Origin of the sequence: Rodentibacter heidelbergensis, from assembly GCF_002000125.1 — a bacterium.
GTDB classification, from domain to species: domain Bacteria; phylum Pseudomonadota; class Gammaproteobacteria; order Enterobacterales; family Pasteurellaceae; genus Rodentibacter; species Rodentibacter heidelbergensis.
Genome location: NZ_MLHH01000003.1, coordinates 82,755 through 98,729, shown reverse-complemented (window position 1 = coordinate 98,729; position 15,975 = coordinate 82,755). Strand labels below are relative to the sequence as shown.

Below are 15,975 nucleotides of genomic sequence, written 5' to 3'. Positions count from 1 at the left end.
GTGCGGTCAATTTTCCAAATAAAAATGGCGTTTTTAAACGCCATTTTTTCACTTATAAAATCACCGATCCCACAATACTTCTTGTGGCTTCTTTCACTTCTGTGAGTTTCACTCTGACAATATCCCCGATTTTGTAGGTACGTTCACCTTTAATGTAAAGGGCGAGTTCGTCAGCATTGACTTGGATTTCTTCCTTATTATTGTGAAGCGTAGAGGCGGGCACAAACATGGAAGCGCCATTTTCTAATAATTGAACCCGTAATCCGCCGCGCATCACATCTTGTACTTCTGCCTCAAATCCAGCATTTTCAGCCACTTTGTCCGCAAGATAGCGGCAATATAACCAATCGGCAATATCACGTTCTACGAGGCGGTTTTGGCGGCGGGCTTCTTGTAATCGGGCGAGCACCTCATCTTGTGGTTTTTCACAAGTCTGTTGGGTGAGCACGGCTTTGATTAAGCGGTGGTTTACCATATCGGAGTATTTACGAATAGGCGATGTCCAAGTGGCATATCCCTCCAAGCCTAAACCAAAATGCGGTGCGAGTTCAGCTTTAAATTCCGCAAAAGTTAAATAGCGGCGTAAGCGTAGCTCTAAATAATCCCCTTCAATAGGTTCAATATCATGACGCATTTGGCAATAACCGTTTAGGGTGGATAAATTTTCCACCGAATAACGTTCGTTCAGTTCCGCTTGGTTTTCTTCATTGGCTAAATTTGCCATTAAGAATTGGTGGGCGTTTTCCAAGAATTTTTTATCAAAACCGCTATGGGTGTTGAAAATTCCGGTGTGAGCTTGCTCGTTTAAGAATTGTGCCGCACAAATATTGGCAATAATCATGGATTCTTCCACAATCTGATTAGCAATACGGCGGTGTTCCGCTTTGATCTCTTGCACTTTACCATTTTCAGCCAGTACAAAAGAATAGTCCGGTTTTTCTTTAAATAATAATGAATGAGTTTTACGCCAGTTAATTCGGGCAAGGGTGAATTGGTGTAAGCGCTGAATTTGTGTGGTGATTTCAGCGGTTTCCGGTTGCCACGCATCAGGTGTTTGCTCTAAATAATCAGACACTTTGTTATAGGCAAGTTTCGCTTTAGATTGAACATAAGCCGAAACAAAATGCGGTTTAGCAGTGATATTGCCTTGTAAATCCGTTTCAATATAGCAAACCAGCGCCGGGCGGGTTTCATTGGCCATTAAAGAGCAAAGTTCATCGGAAAGTTCCCGTGGCAACATGGGAATATTAAAACCGGGGAGGTAATTGGTGAAACAACGTTGTTTCGCATCTTTTTCAATTTGTGAATTAAGGGCGATATAGGCGGTAGGATCAGCAATGGCTACCACTAATTTCCAACCGGTTTGTTCCCCATTTTGCTCCACTGGTTCAATATAGAGCGCATCGTCCATATCTTGTGTGCTTTCGCTGTCAATGGTGACAAAATGAAGTGCAGTCAAATCTTCACGAGTTTGTTGATCAAGCATTTCATAGTGATCTGCACCTTGCACCGGATAACGGGATTGTTCGTGACGGGCGAGGGTGACCCACCAAGGGGCAAACTCATCGTCAGCACGACAGATAAATTGGTTAATAGTGGCATAGAAAAAACGATCATCTCGTAACGGGTGGGTTTTCAAATTAGCGACCACCCAATCCCCTTCTTGCAATTCTTCTTTTACCGATTTGACCTGTTGCGCCCCAATTGGTTGATTAATACTTGGATGATCCACCAATACTTGTAATTTCTTATCTTTATTGAAGCGCACTTTGGCAATAAAGCGGGTGAGCATTGGTTCAATTAAAGTTTCCGGTTCGGCTTGTTCTTTGTCGCCTTGTTTTTCAATAGTGGCGGTAATTTTATCGCCATGCATCACCTTTTTCATGGCAGGTGGCGCAATAAAATAGGTTTTTTTATCACATTCTAAAAAGCCATAGGCTTTATCGGTGCTTTTTACCACACCTTCCACACGTTCTTTGCTTTCGTGAATTTGTTGTTTAAGTTGTGCGAGTAGAGGATTGTTTTGGAACATAGCTATATTTTTAAAAAGAGAAAAGGCAGACCGAAAAGTCTGCCTAGAAATAAATCAAAAGAAAAATTATTCTTCGCCTAATTCACCCATTGCGGTGATGCTGAAACCGGCATCCACATGAACGATTTCACCGGTAATACCTGAGGCGAGATCAGAACACAAAAACGCAGCGGAATTGCCCACATCTTCAATGGTAACTGTGCGGCGTAATGCGGCGGTTTTCTCAAAGGCTGAAAGCATTTTCTTAAAGTTTTTAATGCCTGATGCTGCTAATGTGCGGATTGGGCCGGCAGAAATGGCATTGACTCGAATACCGTCTTTGCCTAAATCAGCCGCCATCACACGGGTTGCCGCTTCTAACGAGGCTTTTGCCAAACACATCACATTATAGTTCGGGATAGCACGTTCTGCCCCTAAGTAAGAAAGGGTGAGCAATGCAGCGTTCGGGTTCAAATAAGGACGTGCAGCTTGTGCCATTGCGACGAAACTGTATGCACTGATATCGTGTGCAATACGATAGCCCTCACGGGTGGCGGCATTAACATAATCACCGTCTAATTGATCGCCCGGTGCAAAGGCAATAGCATGCACGAAGCCATCAAATTTATCCCAATGTTTGCTTAATTCCGCAAAGCAGTTTTGGATGCTTTCATCGGTTGCCACATCTAAAGGAAGCACGATATTAGAACCGAATTCTTTCGCAAATTCTTCTACACGAGGTTGTAATTTTTCGTTTAAATAAGTAAAGGCAAGCTCTGCGCCTTGTTCTTTCATTGATTTAGCAATCCCGTAAGCAATAGAACGATTGCTTGCAAGACCTGTCACTAAAATTCGTTTACCTGTTAAGAAACCCATGTCTTTTCCTATTTTGTTGAATAAAAAACGCCGTGGATTATATCCGTTTTATGTTGATTGAGCAACGCAATGACTTTTGGTTAAACCAGCCAATCGCTCATCAAGCCGGATTATCAATATCCTTAAATTCCACATCAAAACCATATTCTTTGGCTAACCATTCGCCTAAGGCTTTAATGCCGTAACGTTCGGTGGCATGATGTCCGGCGGCAAAAAAATGGATGCCTTGTTCACGGGCGGAATGGATGGTTTGTTCGGATACTTCCCCTGTAATGAAAGCGTCACAACCTTGTGCGGCGGCTAAGTCGATATAGCCTTGTCCGCCACCTGTGCAAAGTCCGATTTTACGGATAAAGCTCGGTCCGTTTTCTGTGCAAATTAACGGTTTTCGGTAAAGGGTTTGCTCAATGCGTAAAGCAAATTCCTCCGCCGTTACCGGTTGATTTAATTCGCCCCAAACAGGAATACTCGGTGTGCCCTTTTCAAGGGGGCGGAGATTTTCAATACCTAACAGTTTGGCAAGTTGGGCGTTGTTACCTAATTCGGGATGCACATCTAAAGGCAGGTGATAGCCGTATAAATTGATGTCATTGACGAGCAAAGTTTTAATTCGTTTACCTTTCATGCCCCGAATACAAGGGGTTTCACTTTTCCAAAAATAGCCGTGATGGACGAGCAGGGCGTCAGCTTGTTGGCTAGCTGCATAATCAATTAAGGCTTGGCTGGCGCTCACCCCGGTAACAATTTTTTTGATGTGGGCTTTGCCCTCTACTTGTAAGCCGTTTGGCGCATAGTCGGCAATTGGGTTTGAGTTGAGGGTTTGGTTAAGAAGTTGTTCAAGTTCTAGATTATTCATTGTCAAAGAGAAATGAGAAAAAGGTGCCGTATAGTACGAAATTTTCAAAAAAATGACTAGCCAAAAAGAAAGATGAGGGCATTGTGTTTGCCCATTTTATGGTCGCCTTTTATTCAATTCCTACTAATTTATGGGTTTGTAAACTCAGTTGCCATTTTGGCTTCCATTTGTGGGTATGAGAGCGTTGATTGAGTTGGCCTAACTGGGTGATCGTTTCCAGTAAATTCATTTTTCCTTCTTTTTCACAAGGGGAAAGATAGTAATGTTCAGCCTGAATTTTTTGTTCGATCAATTCACAAAAGGGCAGGATATTTTCATCCACCACAATACGCACCTCATTGGCAATGCTTAAACATTGTTTTTCATACTTGTGGGCATAAAGTCGTTTAGGGCTGGTGGCGATGTAGTCAATTTGCGGTGGAACGGGTTTTAATCCGTTTGTTTCAATGGCAAGGAAATAGCCTTCCTGCTTGAATTGTTCGAGCAAATATTCAATGTGTGGCACGATAGTGGGTTCGCCCCCGGTGATGATAATATTCTTTGCAGAAAATGACCGCACTTTTGCCAAAATTTGCGAGGCGGATTGGCGTTCAAATTGGTTATAGGCGGTATCGCACCAAGGGCAGGTGAGATTGCATTTGCCAAAACGCACAAAAATACTCGGCATACCTGTATTGAAACCTTCCCCTTGCAGGCTTTCAAAAATTTCCACGATATTAAAATGCGGTTCTAAAATGTTTTGATTTTTCACCGCACTTTACTCCGAATATTCACAAAAAGAAGTGGGGGTTTCCCACAAGCGAATGGTGGAAACCGGCAATTTTTCATCGTATTTCAATCGATTGAAAATAAAACGGGCCAGTTCTTCAGCGGTGGTGCGGAAAGGGACACCGAAAGTTTTAGAATGGAGTTCTTGCAGTAATTGCGCAATTTTACTTTCACGCTCGTTGGTTTCATCGTAAATAAAGGCGTGATCCATAGGGATTAAAATGGCTTTTTTCACAATCGCTTTGAGATCGGAAAAATCCATCACCATGGATTTTTTTGTGCCGGATGGGGATAAATCTCCGCTCATTTCCACTTGTAACTTATAGGTATGGCCATGCAGGTTTTGACATTTTCCATCATGACCGTCTAACAAATGGGCCATATCAAAACTAAATTCTTTGGATATTTTAAACATTGCCATTCCCTTTTTGTGCGAGATATTCCGATAAGCCTTGGTTGCGTAATCGACAACTTGGGCATTGTCCGCAGCCCCCTTCGATGCCCTCATAGCAGGTATGGGTGTGGGTGCGCACATAGTCGAATACACCTAATTCATCGGCAAGCTGCCAGGTTTGGGCTTTAGTGAGATACATCAACGGTGTTTTAATAGTGAAGGCATAATCCATAGCAAGGTTGAGTGTGACATTCATGGATTTGATGAATACATCACGGCAATCGGGATAACCGCTAAAATCCGTTTCGCATACGCCGGTGATAATGTCTTGAATGCCTTGCCCCTTGGCATAAATGGCAGCATAAAGTAAAAATAAGGCATTTCGACCATCAACAAAGGTATTGGGAAGCTCGTTATTTTTTTGTTCGATTTTCGTCTGTTTATCCATGAGGGCGTTATGGGTGATGGTGTTTATCACCGAGGTATCCATTAGGGTTTGCTTTATGCCGAGATCTTGGGCGATCCAACGGGCTTTTTCCAGCTCAATAGCATGGCGTTGACCGTATTGAAAAGTGATGGCTTCGACATTTTCTTTGCCGTAATCGGCGATAGCTTGGAATAAACAGGTGGTGGAATCTTGCCCACCAGAAAAGATGACAACCGCTTTTCGATTGCGGTTTGGGTTTGAAATATTCATGAGATTGTACCTAGTTTTTTTATGTAGGAGGTTTGCGAACTACAACGTTGAGCGGGCATTTTAGAGATTGCGGGAGATTTTATCAAGTTATCTTGATTTTTTGAGGAAATTTAAAAAATATTAAAAATAATGCTTGCATTGCCTGCCGTTTTAAGCATAAACTCGAGGGAAATTAATTTTTAAAGGAATTTACGATGAAAATGAACCGTACTTATCGCCATCATCACCACACCTGATTATCTTTCAGGCGTGTTTTTGTGGCTGGAAGATAACAAAATGGTCTTCCGAGTGCGATAACATCATCAAATCATCACCCCTCGGAAGGAAACTTTCGAGGGGTTTTTGTTTTTTTAAACTTAACAACAATAGGAAAATAACAATGACAAACACAACACAAACATCAAATCGTTTACGCATTGCTTTGCAAAAAAAGGGGCGTCTTAGTCAAGATTGTGCCGCACTTCTAAAACAATGTGGGGTGAAAATCAATTGGAATGAGCAACGTTTAATGGCTTATGCAGAAAATATGCCTATTGAAATTTTACGGGTGCGTGATGATGACATTCCCGGACTGATTTTTGATGGCGTCGTCGATCTTGGCATTATCGGTGAAAATGTGCTTGAAGAGGAAGAACTGGGTCGTCTTGCGATGGGCGAAACAGTGCAATATAAAAAACTCCGTCAGCTTGATTTTGGTGGTTGCCGACTTTCTTTGGCTATTGATCGTGATTGTCATTACCAAGGCGTACAAGATTTTGCCAATGCCCGTATTGCTACCTCTTATCCGAATTTATTGAAACGTTACATGGCAGAACAAGGCGTACCCTTTAAAAGTTGTTTGCTGAACGGTTCGGTGGAGGTAGCGCCTAGTGCGGGGATCGCCAATGCTATTTGTGATTTGGTTTCATCCGGTGCAACACTGGAGGCCAATGGCTTAAAAGAAGTGGAAGTGATTTATCGCTCCAAAGCCTGTTTAATTCAGCGTGCAGAAGCCTTATCCACGGATAAACAACGCCTCGTTGATAAATTGCTCACCCGTATCCAAGGGGTTCAACAAGCGGCTGAATCAAAATATATCATGCTTCATGCCCCGAAAAATAAACTTGAAGAAATTACTGCCCTTTTACCGGGCGTTGAAAACCCGACCATTTTGCCTCTTGCACACGACACTAATCAGGTCGCTATGCACGTTGTTAGCCAAGAAAATCTCTTCTGGGAAACGATGGAGCAACTCAAAGCCATTGGCGCAAGCTCCATTTTAGTGTTACCGATTGAAAAAATGATGGCGTGATTTTGTTACTTTCTTTGCTTCACGGAAATTTCATAAAGGTGGTAAAGAAGGGAAAAATAGCAAGATTAAGAATAGAGGAATAAAACATATGCAAACATTAATTTGGAACAATTTAAAAACTTCGGAAAAAATGACCGCACTTTCCCGTCCGGCTCAAACTGTGGGAGAGAGCATTAAACAAGCGGTGGATACTATTCGTGAAAACGTGGCACAAAATGGCGATGGCGCTTTGTTTGAATTAGCGGAGAAGTTCGACAAAGTGAAATTACAAAAACTCATCGTATCAAAGGAGGAAATTGCAGCCGCAAGCGCTCGAATTTCACCGGAACTTTGTCAAGCCATTCAACAAGCAAAAGCGAATATCGAAGCCTTTCACAAGGCACAACAAAATCAAGAAATTGATATCGAAACACAACCCGGTGTGCGTTGCCAAGTGCTGACCCGCCCGATTGAACGGGTTGGATTGTATATCCCCGGTGGTTCAGCCCCGCTATTTTCGACAGTGCTGATGCTTGCCATTCCTGCCAAAATCGCCGGTTGTAAAAAAATTGTGCTTTGTTCCCCTCCACCGATTGCAGATGAAATTCTTTATACGGCAAACCTTTGTGGTGTGGAAACCATTTACACAGTGGGCGGGGCGCAGGCGATTTTTGCGATGGCACAAGGCACAGAAACCGTGGCAAAAGTGGATAAAATCTTCGGGCCGGGCAATGCTTTTGTAACAGAGGCGAAACGCCAAGTGATGCAACGAGGCACTGCCATTGATATGCCGGCTGGGCCTTCAGAGGTTTTGGTGATTGCCGATGAATTTGCCGATCCTGATTTTGTTGCAAGTGACCTTCTTTCCCAAGCAGAACACGGGGTAGATAGCCAAGTGATTTTAGTCACCAACAGTGAAACACTGGCAAAAGCGACCGCACTTTCCATTGAAAAACAGCTTGAAAACTTGCCTAGAAAAGAGACCGCAGAGCAAGCGCTCGCCCACAGCCGCATTTTCATTGCAGAAAGTATTGAACAAGCCGTCCATATCAGCAACGAATATGCGCCGGAGCATTTAGTGGTGCAAACACAAAATCCACGGGCATTGTTGAATAGTCTTGATAATGCGGGATCAATTTTCTTAGGGGCATATTCACCCGAAAGTATGGGCGATTATGCCAGTGGCACGAACCATGTTCTGCCCACTTATGGCTACACCCGCACCTATTCAAGCCTAGGGTTGGCGGATTTCAGCAAACGAATGACGGTGCAAGAACTCAACCCACAAGGTTTCCAAACCCTTGCACCCACCGTCATGGCAATGGCAAGTGCCGAACAGCTTGAAGCGCACAGACTGGCGGTGGAAGTGAGGCTGGCGAAGTTGAAGATGTAATTTGACATTAATAATAATTAATAAAAGGAGAACCAAAATGCAAAACCCAATTGAAATTTACCAAACCCAAGACGGACAAGCCCAAGTGGAGGTGCGGTTTGAAAGTGAGACTGTTTGGCTCTCACAGGCTCAGATGGTGCAATTATTCGGACGAAATCAATCTGTGATTTCACGTCATATTGCTAACGCTCTTGAAGAAGGTGAGCTCAATGAAAAAAGCAATATGCAAAAAATGCATATTGCTTCTGCAGATCGTCCTGTGACATTTTACGATCTAGAGACGATTATTTCTGTCGGCTATCGAATTAAATCCCCCCAAGGTGTAGCATTTCGACGTTGGGCAACCGCTCGATTGAAAGATTATCTTGTCAAAGGCTATGCCTTGAATCAACAACGTTTGCAACAAAATGCAGTGGAGTTGGAGCAAGCATTGGCATTAATTCAAAAAACCGCACGATCCTCTGAATTAACAGTGGAAAGTGGCCGAGGGTTGGTTGATATTGTCAGTCGTTATGCTCAAACGTTTTTATGGTTACAACAATATGACGAGGGGCTTTTAAGCGAACCCAAAACGCAAATGGGTGGTGTATTGCCAACAGTCAATGAAGCACGCTCGGCATTGCAATTGCTTAAGCAACAACTTATCGAAAAAGGCGAGGCTTCTGATTTATTCGGGCGAGAAAGAGAAGAGGGGTTAGCCGCTATTTTAGGTAATTTGGATCAAACGGTTTTTGGCGAACCTGCATATCCGACCATTGAAGCTAAAGCTGCGCATTTGCTTTATTTTGTGGTAAAAAATCATCCTTTTTCGGACGGTAATAAACGTAGCGGCGCCTTTCTCTTTATTGATTTTTTACATCGAAATCACCGATTGTTTAATGCTGAACATCACCCTGTGATAAATGATACTGGCTTGGCGGCACTTACACTTCTCGTGGCAGAATCTGATCCAAAGCAAAAAGAAACGCTCATTCGGCTGATTATGCATATGCTAAAAAAAGCAGATTAATTTTTCTAAAATAAGGTAAACACAATGAACATCAATAAGTTATCACGTCAAAACATTCAAGCACTTACGCCCTATCAATCCGCACGGCGATTAGGTGGAAAAGGAGATATTTGGCTGAATGCGAATGAATATCCGACTTCACCAAATTTTGATTTAACCGACCGCACTTTTAACCGCTATCCCGATCCGCAACCGCAAGCCGTAGTGGAGGGCTATGCTACCTACGCCGGTGTTTTGCCTGATAATGTGTTAGTGAGCCGTGGTGGGGATGAAAGCATAGAGCTGATTATCCGTGCCTTTTGCGAGGCGGACAATCAGGTGTTGTATTGCCCGCCTACCTACGGCATGTATGCGGTGAGTGCCGAAACCTGTGGCATTGCCTGTAAAACCGTGCCGTTGACAGCCGATTTTCAATTGAATTTAGCGGAAATTGAACGTCAGCTTGATAATGTGAAAGTGGTGTTTGTTTGTAGCCCGAATAACCCAACGGGTAATTTGCTTAATCGCTCAGATTTACTAACGCTATTACAAATGACCGCAGGACGTGCGATTGTGGTGGTGGACGAAGCCTATATCGACTTTTGCCCTGAAGCCACCATGGTAACTGAATTGGCAAATTATCCGCATTTGGCGATTATCCGTACCCTTTCCAAAGCCTTTGCATTGGCGGGATTGCGCTGTGGATTTACCCTTGCCAATGCGGAATTGATCCAAATCTTACAAAAAGTGATCGCACCCTATCCGCTGCCTGTGCCAGTGTCCGATATTGCCGCTCAAGCTTTGCAACCACAAGGTTTACGCCAAATGCAAAATCAGGTAACAGAAACCCTAAAAAACCGTACCGAATTGCAAAAAAATCTTGAAGATTTAGCGATTGTCGATCAGGTTTACCCGAGCGAAGCCAACTATCTTTTAGTGAAATTCAAAGACGGACAAAAAGTGTTTCAATCACTTTGGGAACAAGGGATTATCCTCCGAGATCAACATAAAGCATTGAATTTGCAAAATTGTATTCGGATTACTGTGGGAACGGAAGAGGAGAATGAGCGGGTGATTGAGGCGATCAGTGCTTTATCTGGTAAGAAATAAAAATTACTGTAATCCGTGGGTATAAATACCCACGGTTACCTATAGTCGTTCCCCTTGTGGGGGAACAAGTGATAGAAATATTAGTGAGAACAGGCTACCCCAACGGGGTAGGTTTATACTTAACCTAGGGTAGTTACCCTAGGGATATGAGCAAACACAGGAGAATAACATGCAACCAACCCTTTTTATCGACCGTGATGGCACATTGATTGATGAACCGAAAACCGATTTTCAAATCGACAGTTTAGAAAAACTCAAATTTGAGCCGAACGTGATTCCCGCCCTACTGAAATTGCAAAAATGCTACCGTTTGGTGATGGTGAGCAATCAGGACGGTTTAGGCACGGCCTCTTTCCCGCAAGTAGATTTTGACAAGCCACACAATGCGATGATGGCGTTGTTTAACTCGCAGGGTATCGAGTTTGATAAGGTGCTGATCTGCCCACATAAACCCGAGGATAATTGCGAATGTCGCAAGCCGAAAACCAAACTATTACAAAAATATATCGATAGAAACTTATTCGATCCTGACCGCTCTTTTGTGATTGGCGACCGTGCCACCGATGTGCAATTAGCGGAAAATCTAGGCATTCGAGCATTGCAATATCACCCGGAAAAACTGAACTGGGAGCTGATTACGGAAAAATTATTAGGCGAAGCGGTCACCAATATCGGCGAACGCCCACCACGCCACGCCATTGTAGAACGTAAAACCAAAGAAACGGATATCAAAGTTGAAGTGTGGCTAGACGAAACCGGCGTAAACGAAATCAACACAGGCGTGGGCTTTTTCGACCATATGCTCGACCAAATCGCCACCCACGGTGGTTTCCGTATGAATATTTCTTGCAAGGGCGATCTGTGGATTGATGAACATCACACGGTGGAAGATACCGCCCTTGCACTTGGCACAGCATTAAAACAAGCCATTGGCGATAAACGGGGCATTGCCCGCTTTGGTTTTGTGCTACCAATGGATGAATGTAAAGCCCAATGTGCCTTGGATTTATCGGGTCGCCCGTTTATTAAATTTAAAGCAGAATTTAAACGGGATAAAGTAGGCGATTTCAGCACCGAATTGACCGAGCATTTTTTCCAATCTATCGCTTTTACTATGCTTGCCACCCTACACATCAAAGCTAAAGGCGACAACGACCACCACAAAATCGAAAGTTTATTTAAAGTGTTTGGCAGAACCTTAAGACAGGCGATAAGAATTGATGGGAGTGAGTTGCCGAGTAGTAAGGGAGTGTTGTGAACACTAAGCAAGTTTGCCTATTTTATCTAAAGTGTGGTTAGAGCTATAAGATTTTTGTAAATTTAAAACTTTTATATATTATAAGGAATATATAATGAACAGAGATGAAGCATTTAAATATTTAAATGAAAGAAATAACACTGGTCTTAAACCAGATGGTGCAAATTTTAAGATTCTATATGAATATTCTAAAAAGGATAGAGATTTATTTATGAAAGCATTCCAATTAGCATATGGAGAACATGGTTTAGATGTATATTTCAATGATATACATTACAGAGTTATAAATTCAGAACAAGGATTGTTCTGGAAAAAAGATGGAGATTTTATAGGAAATTTATTGAATAAATTTTTGGGTCCTTACTATGCAGAAGTGCTTCTTATGAGAGAACAAGAGATGATTATTGATTCAGGCAATGTAAATATAAATAATGTGGCTCAAATAACTATTAATACAAAAAAAGCTATTGTGAGTATAAAATCAAATAAATCAGAGATTATTAATAATTCCTATGTTCTTGAAAGAAATGATTTTATTAAGTTGATTAATTCAATAGAAAATATTGAAAATAATTTATTAGATAATAATAAACAAGATATTAATGATTTAAACTTTCTAGAACAAGTAAAAGAAAAAGTCCCTAAATTAAGTTCTTTTATTGCAGATATTATAACGATAGCATCACCATTTCTTTAAATTTTAGGATAACTTATGCTCACCATCATCGACACCGCCTGCGCCAATCTCTCCTCTGTCAAATTCGCTTTTGACCGATTGGGATATGTGGCTGAGATCACAAGTGATCTCAATAAAATTCAATCTGCCGATAAGCTGATTCTGCCAGGGGTGGGAACGGCTGCTGCAGCAATGAAAAATTTACAAGAACGAGGGCTAATTGAGGTGATCCAAAACCTCCGCCAACCCGTGTTGGGCATTTGCTTGGGGATGCAGCTAATGACCGCTTTTTCCGAAGAGGGTAACGTAGAAACCCTGAATCTAATGCCAAGCCAAACGGCGTTAATTCCTGATACAGGTTTGCCTTTGCCCCATATGGGCTGGAATAAGGTGCGTTATACGGAGGGCTGCCCACTGTTTGACGGCATTGAGCAAAATAGCTATTTCTATTTTGTGCATAGCTATGCAGTCAGCCCGAATGAAAATACTATCGCCACCAGCCATTATGGCGTAGATTTTTCTGCTGCTATTGCTAAAGATAATTTCTACGGCGTGCAATTCCACCCCGAGCGCTCGGGGAAGAATGGAGCGTTATTGTTGCGGAATTTTGTGGAAAAAATTTAGTTTTGTGATTGAGGTCGAAAACTTAGAAGTGGAGCTTGTAATTTTTTTCTGCTTAGGGTAACAAAACTACCCTAGATATGTTTCCAAGAGGGACATGTTTATGCGTAACCGTGGGTATTTATACCCTCGGATTATAGTAATTTGTTGTGCCTAGGGTAAGCAGTTACCCTAGGTTAAGCATAAACCTACCCCCTTGGGGTAGAGGTAGGAAAAAATGAGCTATACACGTTTGTTATATCATATTATTTTTCGGACAAAGCACGGTGTGTCAAGTATTAATGAACAATATGAGAAAGAATTGTATCGCTATATTTGGAAATTTACGCAGGAACATCACTGTGTTTTATATCGTATAAACGGGATGCCGGATCATATTCATTTATTTGTCGGTATTCATCAAACATTGTCTGTTGCCGAATTTGTTCGAAAATTAAAGATAACGACACATCAATTTTTAGATAGTCACTCGGATTTATTTCCTGATTTTACAGAATGGTCTGTTGGTTATTGTGCGTTAAGTTATGGCGAACGAGATAAACAAAAGATTATTAACTATATTAAAAAACAAAAAGAGCATCATCGTTCTCAAAATTTTATTGATGAAATGAAACATCTTTTTCTTGAAGAAGATTTACCATTTAACGACAGCTATTTTGAAAAGCATTTATAACTATCCCAAAGGGATAGGTTTATGATTAACCTAGGGTAACTTGTTACCCTAGGAATAGGAGAATATATGCAAACCTCACAAATTATCCCCGCCCTTGACTTAATTGATGGTCAAGTCGTGCGGTTATATCAGGGCGATTATGCTCAAAAAACCTTATATAGTGACAACCCGGTGGCACAATTTCAGGATTATGTGAAACAGGGAGCCAAACAGCTTCATTTGGTGGATTTAACTGGGGCGAAAGACCCAGCCAAACGCCAAACCAAGCTGATTGGTGACATTATCGCGCAAGTCCAATGTCCGATCCAAGTGGGCGGTGGTATTCGCTCAGAGCAAGATGTGGCAGATTTACTGGCAGTTGGGGCAAATCGGGTGGTGATTGGCTCAACGGCCGTTAAGCAACCGGCATTAGTCAAAAGCTGGTTTAGCAAATATGGTGCAGAAAAATTTGTATTGGCGTTAGATGTCAATATTGATGCAAACGGTCAAAAAATTATTGCGATTAGCGGTTGGCAAGAGGCAAGTGGTGTTTCACTCGAAGCCTTAATTCAGGATTTCCGAGAAGTCGGCTTACAACAGGTTCTTTGCACTGATATTTCCCGTGATGGCACGCTGGCTGGTTCAAATGTGGCGCTTTATCGTGAAATTTGTAGCGCTTTTCCTGAGGTACAATTTCAGTCATCAGGGGGGATTGGAAGTCTGTCAGATATTGAAGCATTGAAAGGCACAGGCGTGGCTGGTGTGATTGTAGGGCGGGCGTTGCTTGAAGGAAAATTTAATGTGGCGGAGGCGATCGAATGTTGGCAAAACGGATAATTCCTTGTTTAGATGTGAAAGACGGTCAAGTAGTAAAAGGCGTGCAGTTTCGCAACCACGAAATTATCGGTGACATTGTCCCGCTTGCACAACGTTATGCACAGGAAGGGGCGGACGAGTTGGTGTTTTATGATATTACGGCTTCATCAGACGGTCGCACCGTGGATAAAAGCTGGGTGGAGCGTGTCGCCCAAGTGATTGATATTCCGTTTTGCGTGGCAGGCGGTATCAAGACGGTAGAAGATGCGGAAAAACTGTTTGCCTTTGGGGCGGATAAGATCTCGATCAATTCTCCCGCTCTCGCTGATCCCACTTTGATCTCCCGACTTGCGGATCGTTTTGGTGTGCAAGCCGTTGTAGTCGGGATCGATAGTTGGTTTGAGCAGGAAACGGGGAAATATTGGGTTAATCAATATACAGGTGATGAAAAACGCACCCACCAAACTCAATGGCAGTTGCTTGATTGGGTCAAAGAAGTGCAACAACGAGGCGCCGGTGAGATTGTGCTAAATATGATGAACCAAGACGGTGTAAGAAAGGGCTATGATTTGGAACAGCTCAAAAAAGTGCGGTCAATTTGCAACGTGCCTTTAATTGCTTCAGGCGGAGCAGGAGAAATGGTGCATTTCCGCGATGCCTTTATTGAAGCCAACGTAGACGGTGCATTGGCGGCGAGTGTGTTTCATAAACAGATTATTCAAATTGGGGCGTTGAAGGCATATTTGACTGAGGAAGGCGTGGAAGTGAGAAGCTAATCTCTACGAATACCGATAGCGACGTTGTCGCAATCGTCCATGTATAGTTCAATGGTGTCGCCACCGATATACAGATTTAATAATGCGTAACCTCGCACAACTTAGCGTGCTAGGTTTGATAAGGAATAAATATGCAAAACATCAACTGGCAAAAAGTCGATAATCTCTTACCGGTGATTGTACAAAATGCAAAAACTTGCGAAGTGCTCATGCTCGGTTATATGAATCCCGAGGCATTGGAAAAAACCTTAAATGAAAAGCGGGTCACTTTCTATTCTCGTACCAAACAACGTTTATGGACAAAGGGCGAAACCTCGGGGAATTTTCTTCATGTGGTGGATATGAGTCTTGATTGTGATAAGGATACCTTATTGATTTTAGCCAATCCTATTGGTGCAACCTGCCACACGGGAGCGGAAAGTTGTTTTCATCAATTTGAAACCCAATGTGAGGGGGATTGGACGTGGTTTGCAAAATTGGAACGCACACTTTCTGAGAAGAAAAATGCTGATCCTGAAAGCTCTTACACAGCGACACTTCATGCTAAAGGAATGAAGAAAATTGCCCAAAAAGTTGGGGAAGAGGGGGTTGAAACTGCTTTAGCCGCCGTGATGGGAGAGGAGCAGGAAATCGTGAGTGAAACGGCCGATTTGATTTATCACTTAACCGTCTTGTTACATCATCAAGGGTTGGAATGGCGTGATGTGATTGCAAAATTACAAGAGCGTCATCAAGGAATTGGCTTGCATCCGGAAGGTTCTAATAAATAAAGCTGTGGAATAATTTGTGTTGTGTTACAATTTGCGCCGATGT

General features: G+C 42.5%; 17 protein-coding genes, 1 riboswitch and 1 other annotated feature. Of the genes, 11 read left to right on the top strand and 6 right to left on the bottom strand.

The window, feature by feature from the left end; all coding sequences use genetic code 11:
* Positions 1-52: 52 nt before the first annotated feature.
* The 6 genes from rnb to queC all read right to left on the bottom strand — a co-directional run bounded on the left by rnb (position 53) and on the right by queC (position 5,602).
* The gene (gene rnb / locus BKK48_RS01035) at positions 53-2,032 is read right to left on the bottom strand and encodes an exoribonuclease II (RefSeq protein ID WP_077426371.1); all 1,980 of its coding nucleotides are present in this window, start codon (positions 2,030-2,032) and stop codon (positions 53-55) included.
* A 66-nt stretch (positions 2,033-2,098) separates the two neighbouring features.
* Positions 2,099-2,887 carry an enoyl-ACP reductase FabI gene (locus tag BKK48_RS01030; protein WP_077426370.1) on the bottom strand — a complete coding sequence of 263 codons (789 nt, stop codon included), beginning with the start codon at positions 2,885-2,887 and terminating at the stop codon, positions 2,099-2,101.
* Positions 2,888-2,987: 100 nt separating this feature from the next.
* A complete protein-coding gene (locus BKK48_RS01025; protein WP_077426369.1) occupies positions 2,988-3,743 on the bottom strand; it encodes a Nif3-like dinuclear metal center hexameric protein in 756 nt (251 codons plus the stop codon).
* Positions 3,744-3,852: 109 nt separating this feature from the next.
* The gene (locus BKK48_RS01020; protein ID WP_077426368.1) at positions 3,853-4,494 is read right to left on the bottom strand and encodes a 7-carboxy-7-deazaguanine synthase QueE; all 642 of its coding nucleotides are present in this window, start codon (positions 4,492-4,494) and stop codon (positions 3,853-3,855) included.
* Positions 4,495-4,500: 6 nt separating this feature from the next.
* Positions 4,501-4,926: a 6-carboxytetrahydropterin synthase QueD gene (queD, locus tag BKK48_RS01015; RefSeq protein WP_077426367.1), complete on the bottom strand. Its 426-nt coding sequence runs from the start codon at positions 4,924-4,926 to the stop codon at positions 4,501-4,503.
* Positions 4,919-5,602 (bottom strand): 7-cyano-7-deazaguanine synthase QueC, encoded by a 684-nt coding sequence (queC, locus tag BKK48_RS01010; protein WP_077426366.1) that lies wholly within the window; start codon positions 5,600-5,602, stop codon positions 4,919-4,921. The genes queD and queC overlap by 8 nt, the downstream gene beginning before the upstream one ends.
* Before the next feature lie 4 nt (positions 5,603-5,606).
* A riboswitch (PreQ1 riboswitch) is annotated at positions 5,607-5,651 on the bottom strand.
* A gap of 168 nt (positions 5,652-5,819) precedes the next feature.
* Positions 5,820-5,949: a sequence feature (His leader region), on the top strand.
* Positions 5,950-5,981: 32 nt separating this feature from the next.
* Between queC and hisG the strand changes: the two genes are divergently transcribed.
* The 11 genes from hisG to hisIE all read left to right on the top strand — a co-directional run bounded on the left by hisG (position 5,982) and on the right by hisIE (position 15,932).
* Positions 5,982-6,893: an ATP phosphoribosyltransferase gene (gene hisG, locus BKK48_RS01005; protein ID WP_077426365.1), complete on the top strand. Its 912-nt coding sequence runs from the start codon at positions 5,982-5,984 to the stop codon at positions 6,891-6,893.
* Between the two features lie 88 nt (positions 6,894-6,981).
* Positions 6,982-8,265, top strand: a complete 1,284-nt coding sequence (gene hisD / locus BKK48_RS01000) for a histidinol dehydrogenase (protein ID WP_077426364.1) — start codon at positions 6,982-6,984, stop codon at positions 8,263-8,265.
* A gap of 37 nt (positions 8,266-8,302) precedes the next feature.
* Positions 8,303-9,274, top strand: coding sequence for a virulence RhuM family protein/type II toxin-antitoxin system death-on-curing family toxin (locus BKK48_RS00995; RefSeq protein WP_077426363.1), 972 nt, complete (start codon positions 8,303-8,305; stop codon positions 9,272-9,274).
* Positions 9,275-9,298: 24 nt separating this feature from the next.
* The gene (hisC, locus tag BKK48_RS00990) at positions 9,299-10,363 is read left to right on the top strand and encodes a histidinol-phosphate transaminase (RefSeq protein WP_077426362.1); all 1,065 of its coding nucleotides are present in this window, start codon (positions 9,299-9,301) and stop codon (positions 10,361-10,363) included.
* A 169-nt stretch (positions 10,364-10,532) separates the two neighbouring features.
* Positions 10,533-11,621: a bifunctional histidinol-phosphatase/imidazoleglycerol-phosphate dehydratase HisB gene (gene hisB / locus BKK48_RS00985; RefSeq protein WP_077426361.1), complete on the top strand. Its 1,089-nt coding sequence runs from the start codon at positions 10,533-10,535 to the stop codon at positions 11,619-11,621.
* Between the two features lie 94 nt (positions 11,622-11,715).
* Complete coding sequence (locus tag BKK48_RS00980; protein WP_077426360.1) at positions 11,716-12,318, top strand: hypothetical protein; 603 nt, start codon at positions 11,716-11,718, stop codon at positions 12,316-12,318.
* A gap of 15 nt (positions 12,319-12,333) precedes the next feature.
* Positions 12,334-12,921, top strand: a complete 588-nt coding sequence (gene hisH, locus BKK48_RS00975) for an imidazole glycerol phosphate synthase subunit HisH (protein WP_077426359.1) — start codon at positions 12,334-12,336, stop codon at positions 12,919-12,921.
* Positions 12,922-13,135: 214 nt separating this feature from the next.
* A complete protein-coding gene (tnpA, locus tag BKK48_RS00970; protein WP_077426358.1) occupies positions 13,136-13,591 on the top strand; it encodes an IS200/IS605 family transposase in 456 nt (151 codons plus the stop codon).
* Between the two features lie 66 nt (positions 13,592-13,657).
* Entirely contained in the window at positions 13,658-14,407 is a 750-nt protein-coding gene (gene hisA, locus BKK48_RS00965) for a 1-(5-phosphoribosyl)-5-[(5-phosphoribosylamino)methylideneamino]imidazole-4-carboxamide isomerase (RefSeq protein WP_077426357.1), read from the top strand.
* Positions 14,389-15,162, top strand: coding sequence for an imidazole glycerol phosphate synthase subunit HisF (gene hisF, locus BKK48_RS00960; protein WP_077426356.1), 774 nt, complete (start codon positions 14,389-14,391; stop codon positions 15,160-15,162). The genes hisA and hisF overlap by 19 nt, the downstream gene beginning before the upstream one ends.
* Positions 15,163-15,293: 131 nt before the next feature.
* The gene (hisIE, locus tag BKK48_RS00955; protein WP_077426355.1) at positions 15,294-15,932 is read left to right on the top strand and encodes a bifunctional phosphoribosyl-AMP cyclohydrolase/phosphoribosyl-ATP diphosphatase HisIE; all 639 of its coding nucleotides are present in this window, start codon (positions 15,294-15,296) and stop codon (positions 15,930-15,932) included.
* The last annotated feature ends 43 nt before the right edge of the window (positions 15,933-15,975 follow it).

Excerpts from the sequence above, each read along its gene's own strand:
- rnb (WP_077426371.1), bottom strand. The coding sequence starts at position 2,032 with ATGTTCCAAAACAATCCTCTACTCGCACAACTTAAACAACAAATTCAC.
- BKK48_RS01030 (WP_077426370.1), bottom strand. The coding sequence starts at position 2,887 with ATGGGTTTCTTAACAGGTAAACGAATTTTAGTGACAGGTCTTGCAAGC.
- BKK48_RS01025 (WP_077426369.1), bottom strand. The coding sequence starts at position 3,743 with ATGAATAATCTAGAACTTGAACAACTTCTTAACCAAACCCTCAACTCA.
- queD (WP_077426367.1), bottom strand. The coding sequence starts at position 4,926 with ATGTTTAAAATATCCAAAGAATTTAGTTTTGATATGGCCCATTTGTTA.
- queC (WP_077426366.1), bottom strand. The coding sequence starts at position 5,602 with ATGAATATTTCAAACCCAAACCGCAATCGAAAAGCGGTTGTCATCTTT.
- hisG (WP_077426365.1), top strand. The coding sequence starts at position 5,982 with ATGACAAACACAACACAAACATCAAATCGTTTACGCATTGCTTTGCAA.
- hisD (WP_077426364.1), top strand. The coding sequence starts at position 6,982 with ATGCAAACATTAATTTGGAACAATTTAAAAACTTCGGAAAAAATGACC.
- BKK48_RS00995 (WP_077426363.1), top strand. The coding sequence starts at position 8,303 with ATGCAAAACCCAATTGAAATTTACCAAACCCAAGACGGACAAGCCCAA.
- hisC (WP_077426362.1), top strand. The coding sequence starts at position 9,299 with ATGAACATCAATAAGTTATCACGTCAAAACATTCAAGCACTTACGCCC.
- hisB (WP_077426361.1), top strand. The coding sequence starts at position 10,533 with ATGCAACCAACCCTTTTTATCGACCGTGATGGCACATTGATTGATGAA.
- BKK48_RS00980 (WP_077426360.1), top strand. The coding sequence starts at position 11,716 with ATGAACAGAGATGAAGCATTTAAATATTTAAATGAAAGAAATAACACT.
- hisH (WP_077426359.1), top strand. The coding sequence starts at position 12,334 with ATGCTCACCATCATCGACACCGCCTGCGCCAATCTCTCCTCTGTCAAA.
- tnpA (WP_077426358.1), top strand. The coding sequence starts at position 13,136 with ATGAGCTATACACGTTTGTTATATCATATTATTTTTCGGACAAAGCAC.
- hisA (WP_077426357.1), top strand. The coding sequence starts at position 13,658 with ATGCAAACCTCACAAATTATCCCCGCCCTTGACTTAATTGATGGTCAA.
- hisF (WP_077426356.1), top strand. The coding sequence starts at position 14,389 with ATGTTGGCAAAACGGATAATTCCTTGTTTAGATGTGAAAGACGGTCAA.
- hisIE (WP_077426355.1), top strand. The coding sequence starts at position 15,294 with ATGCAAAACATCAACTGGCAAAAAGTCGATAATCTCTTACCGGTGATT.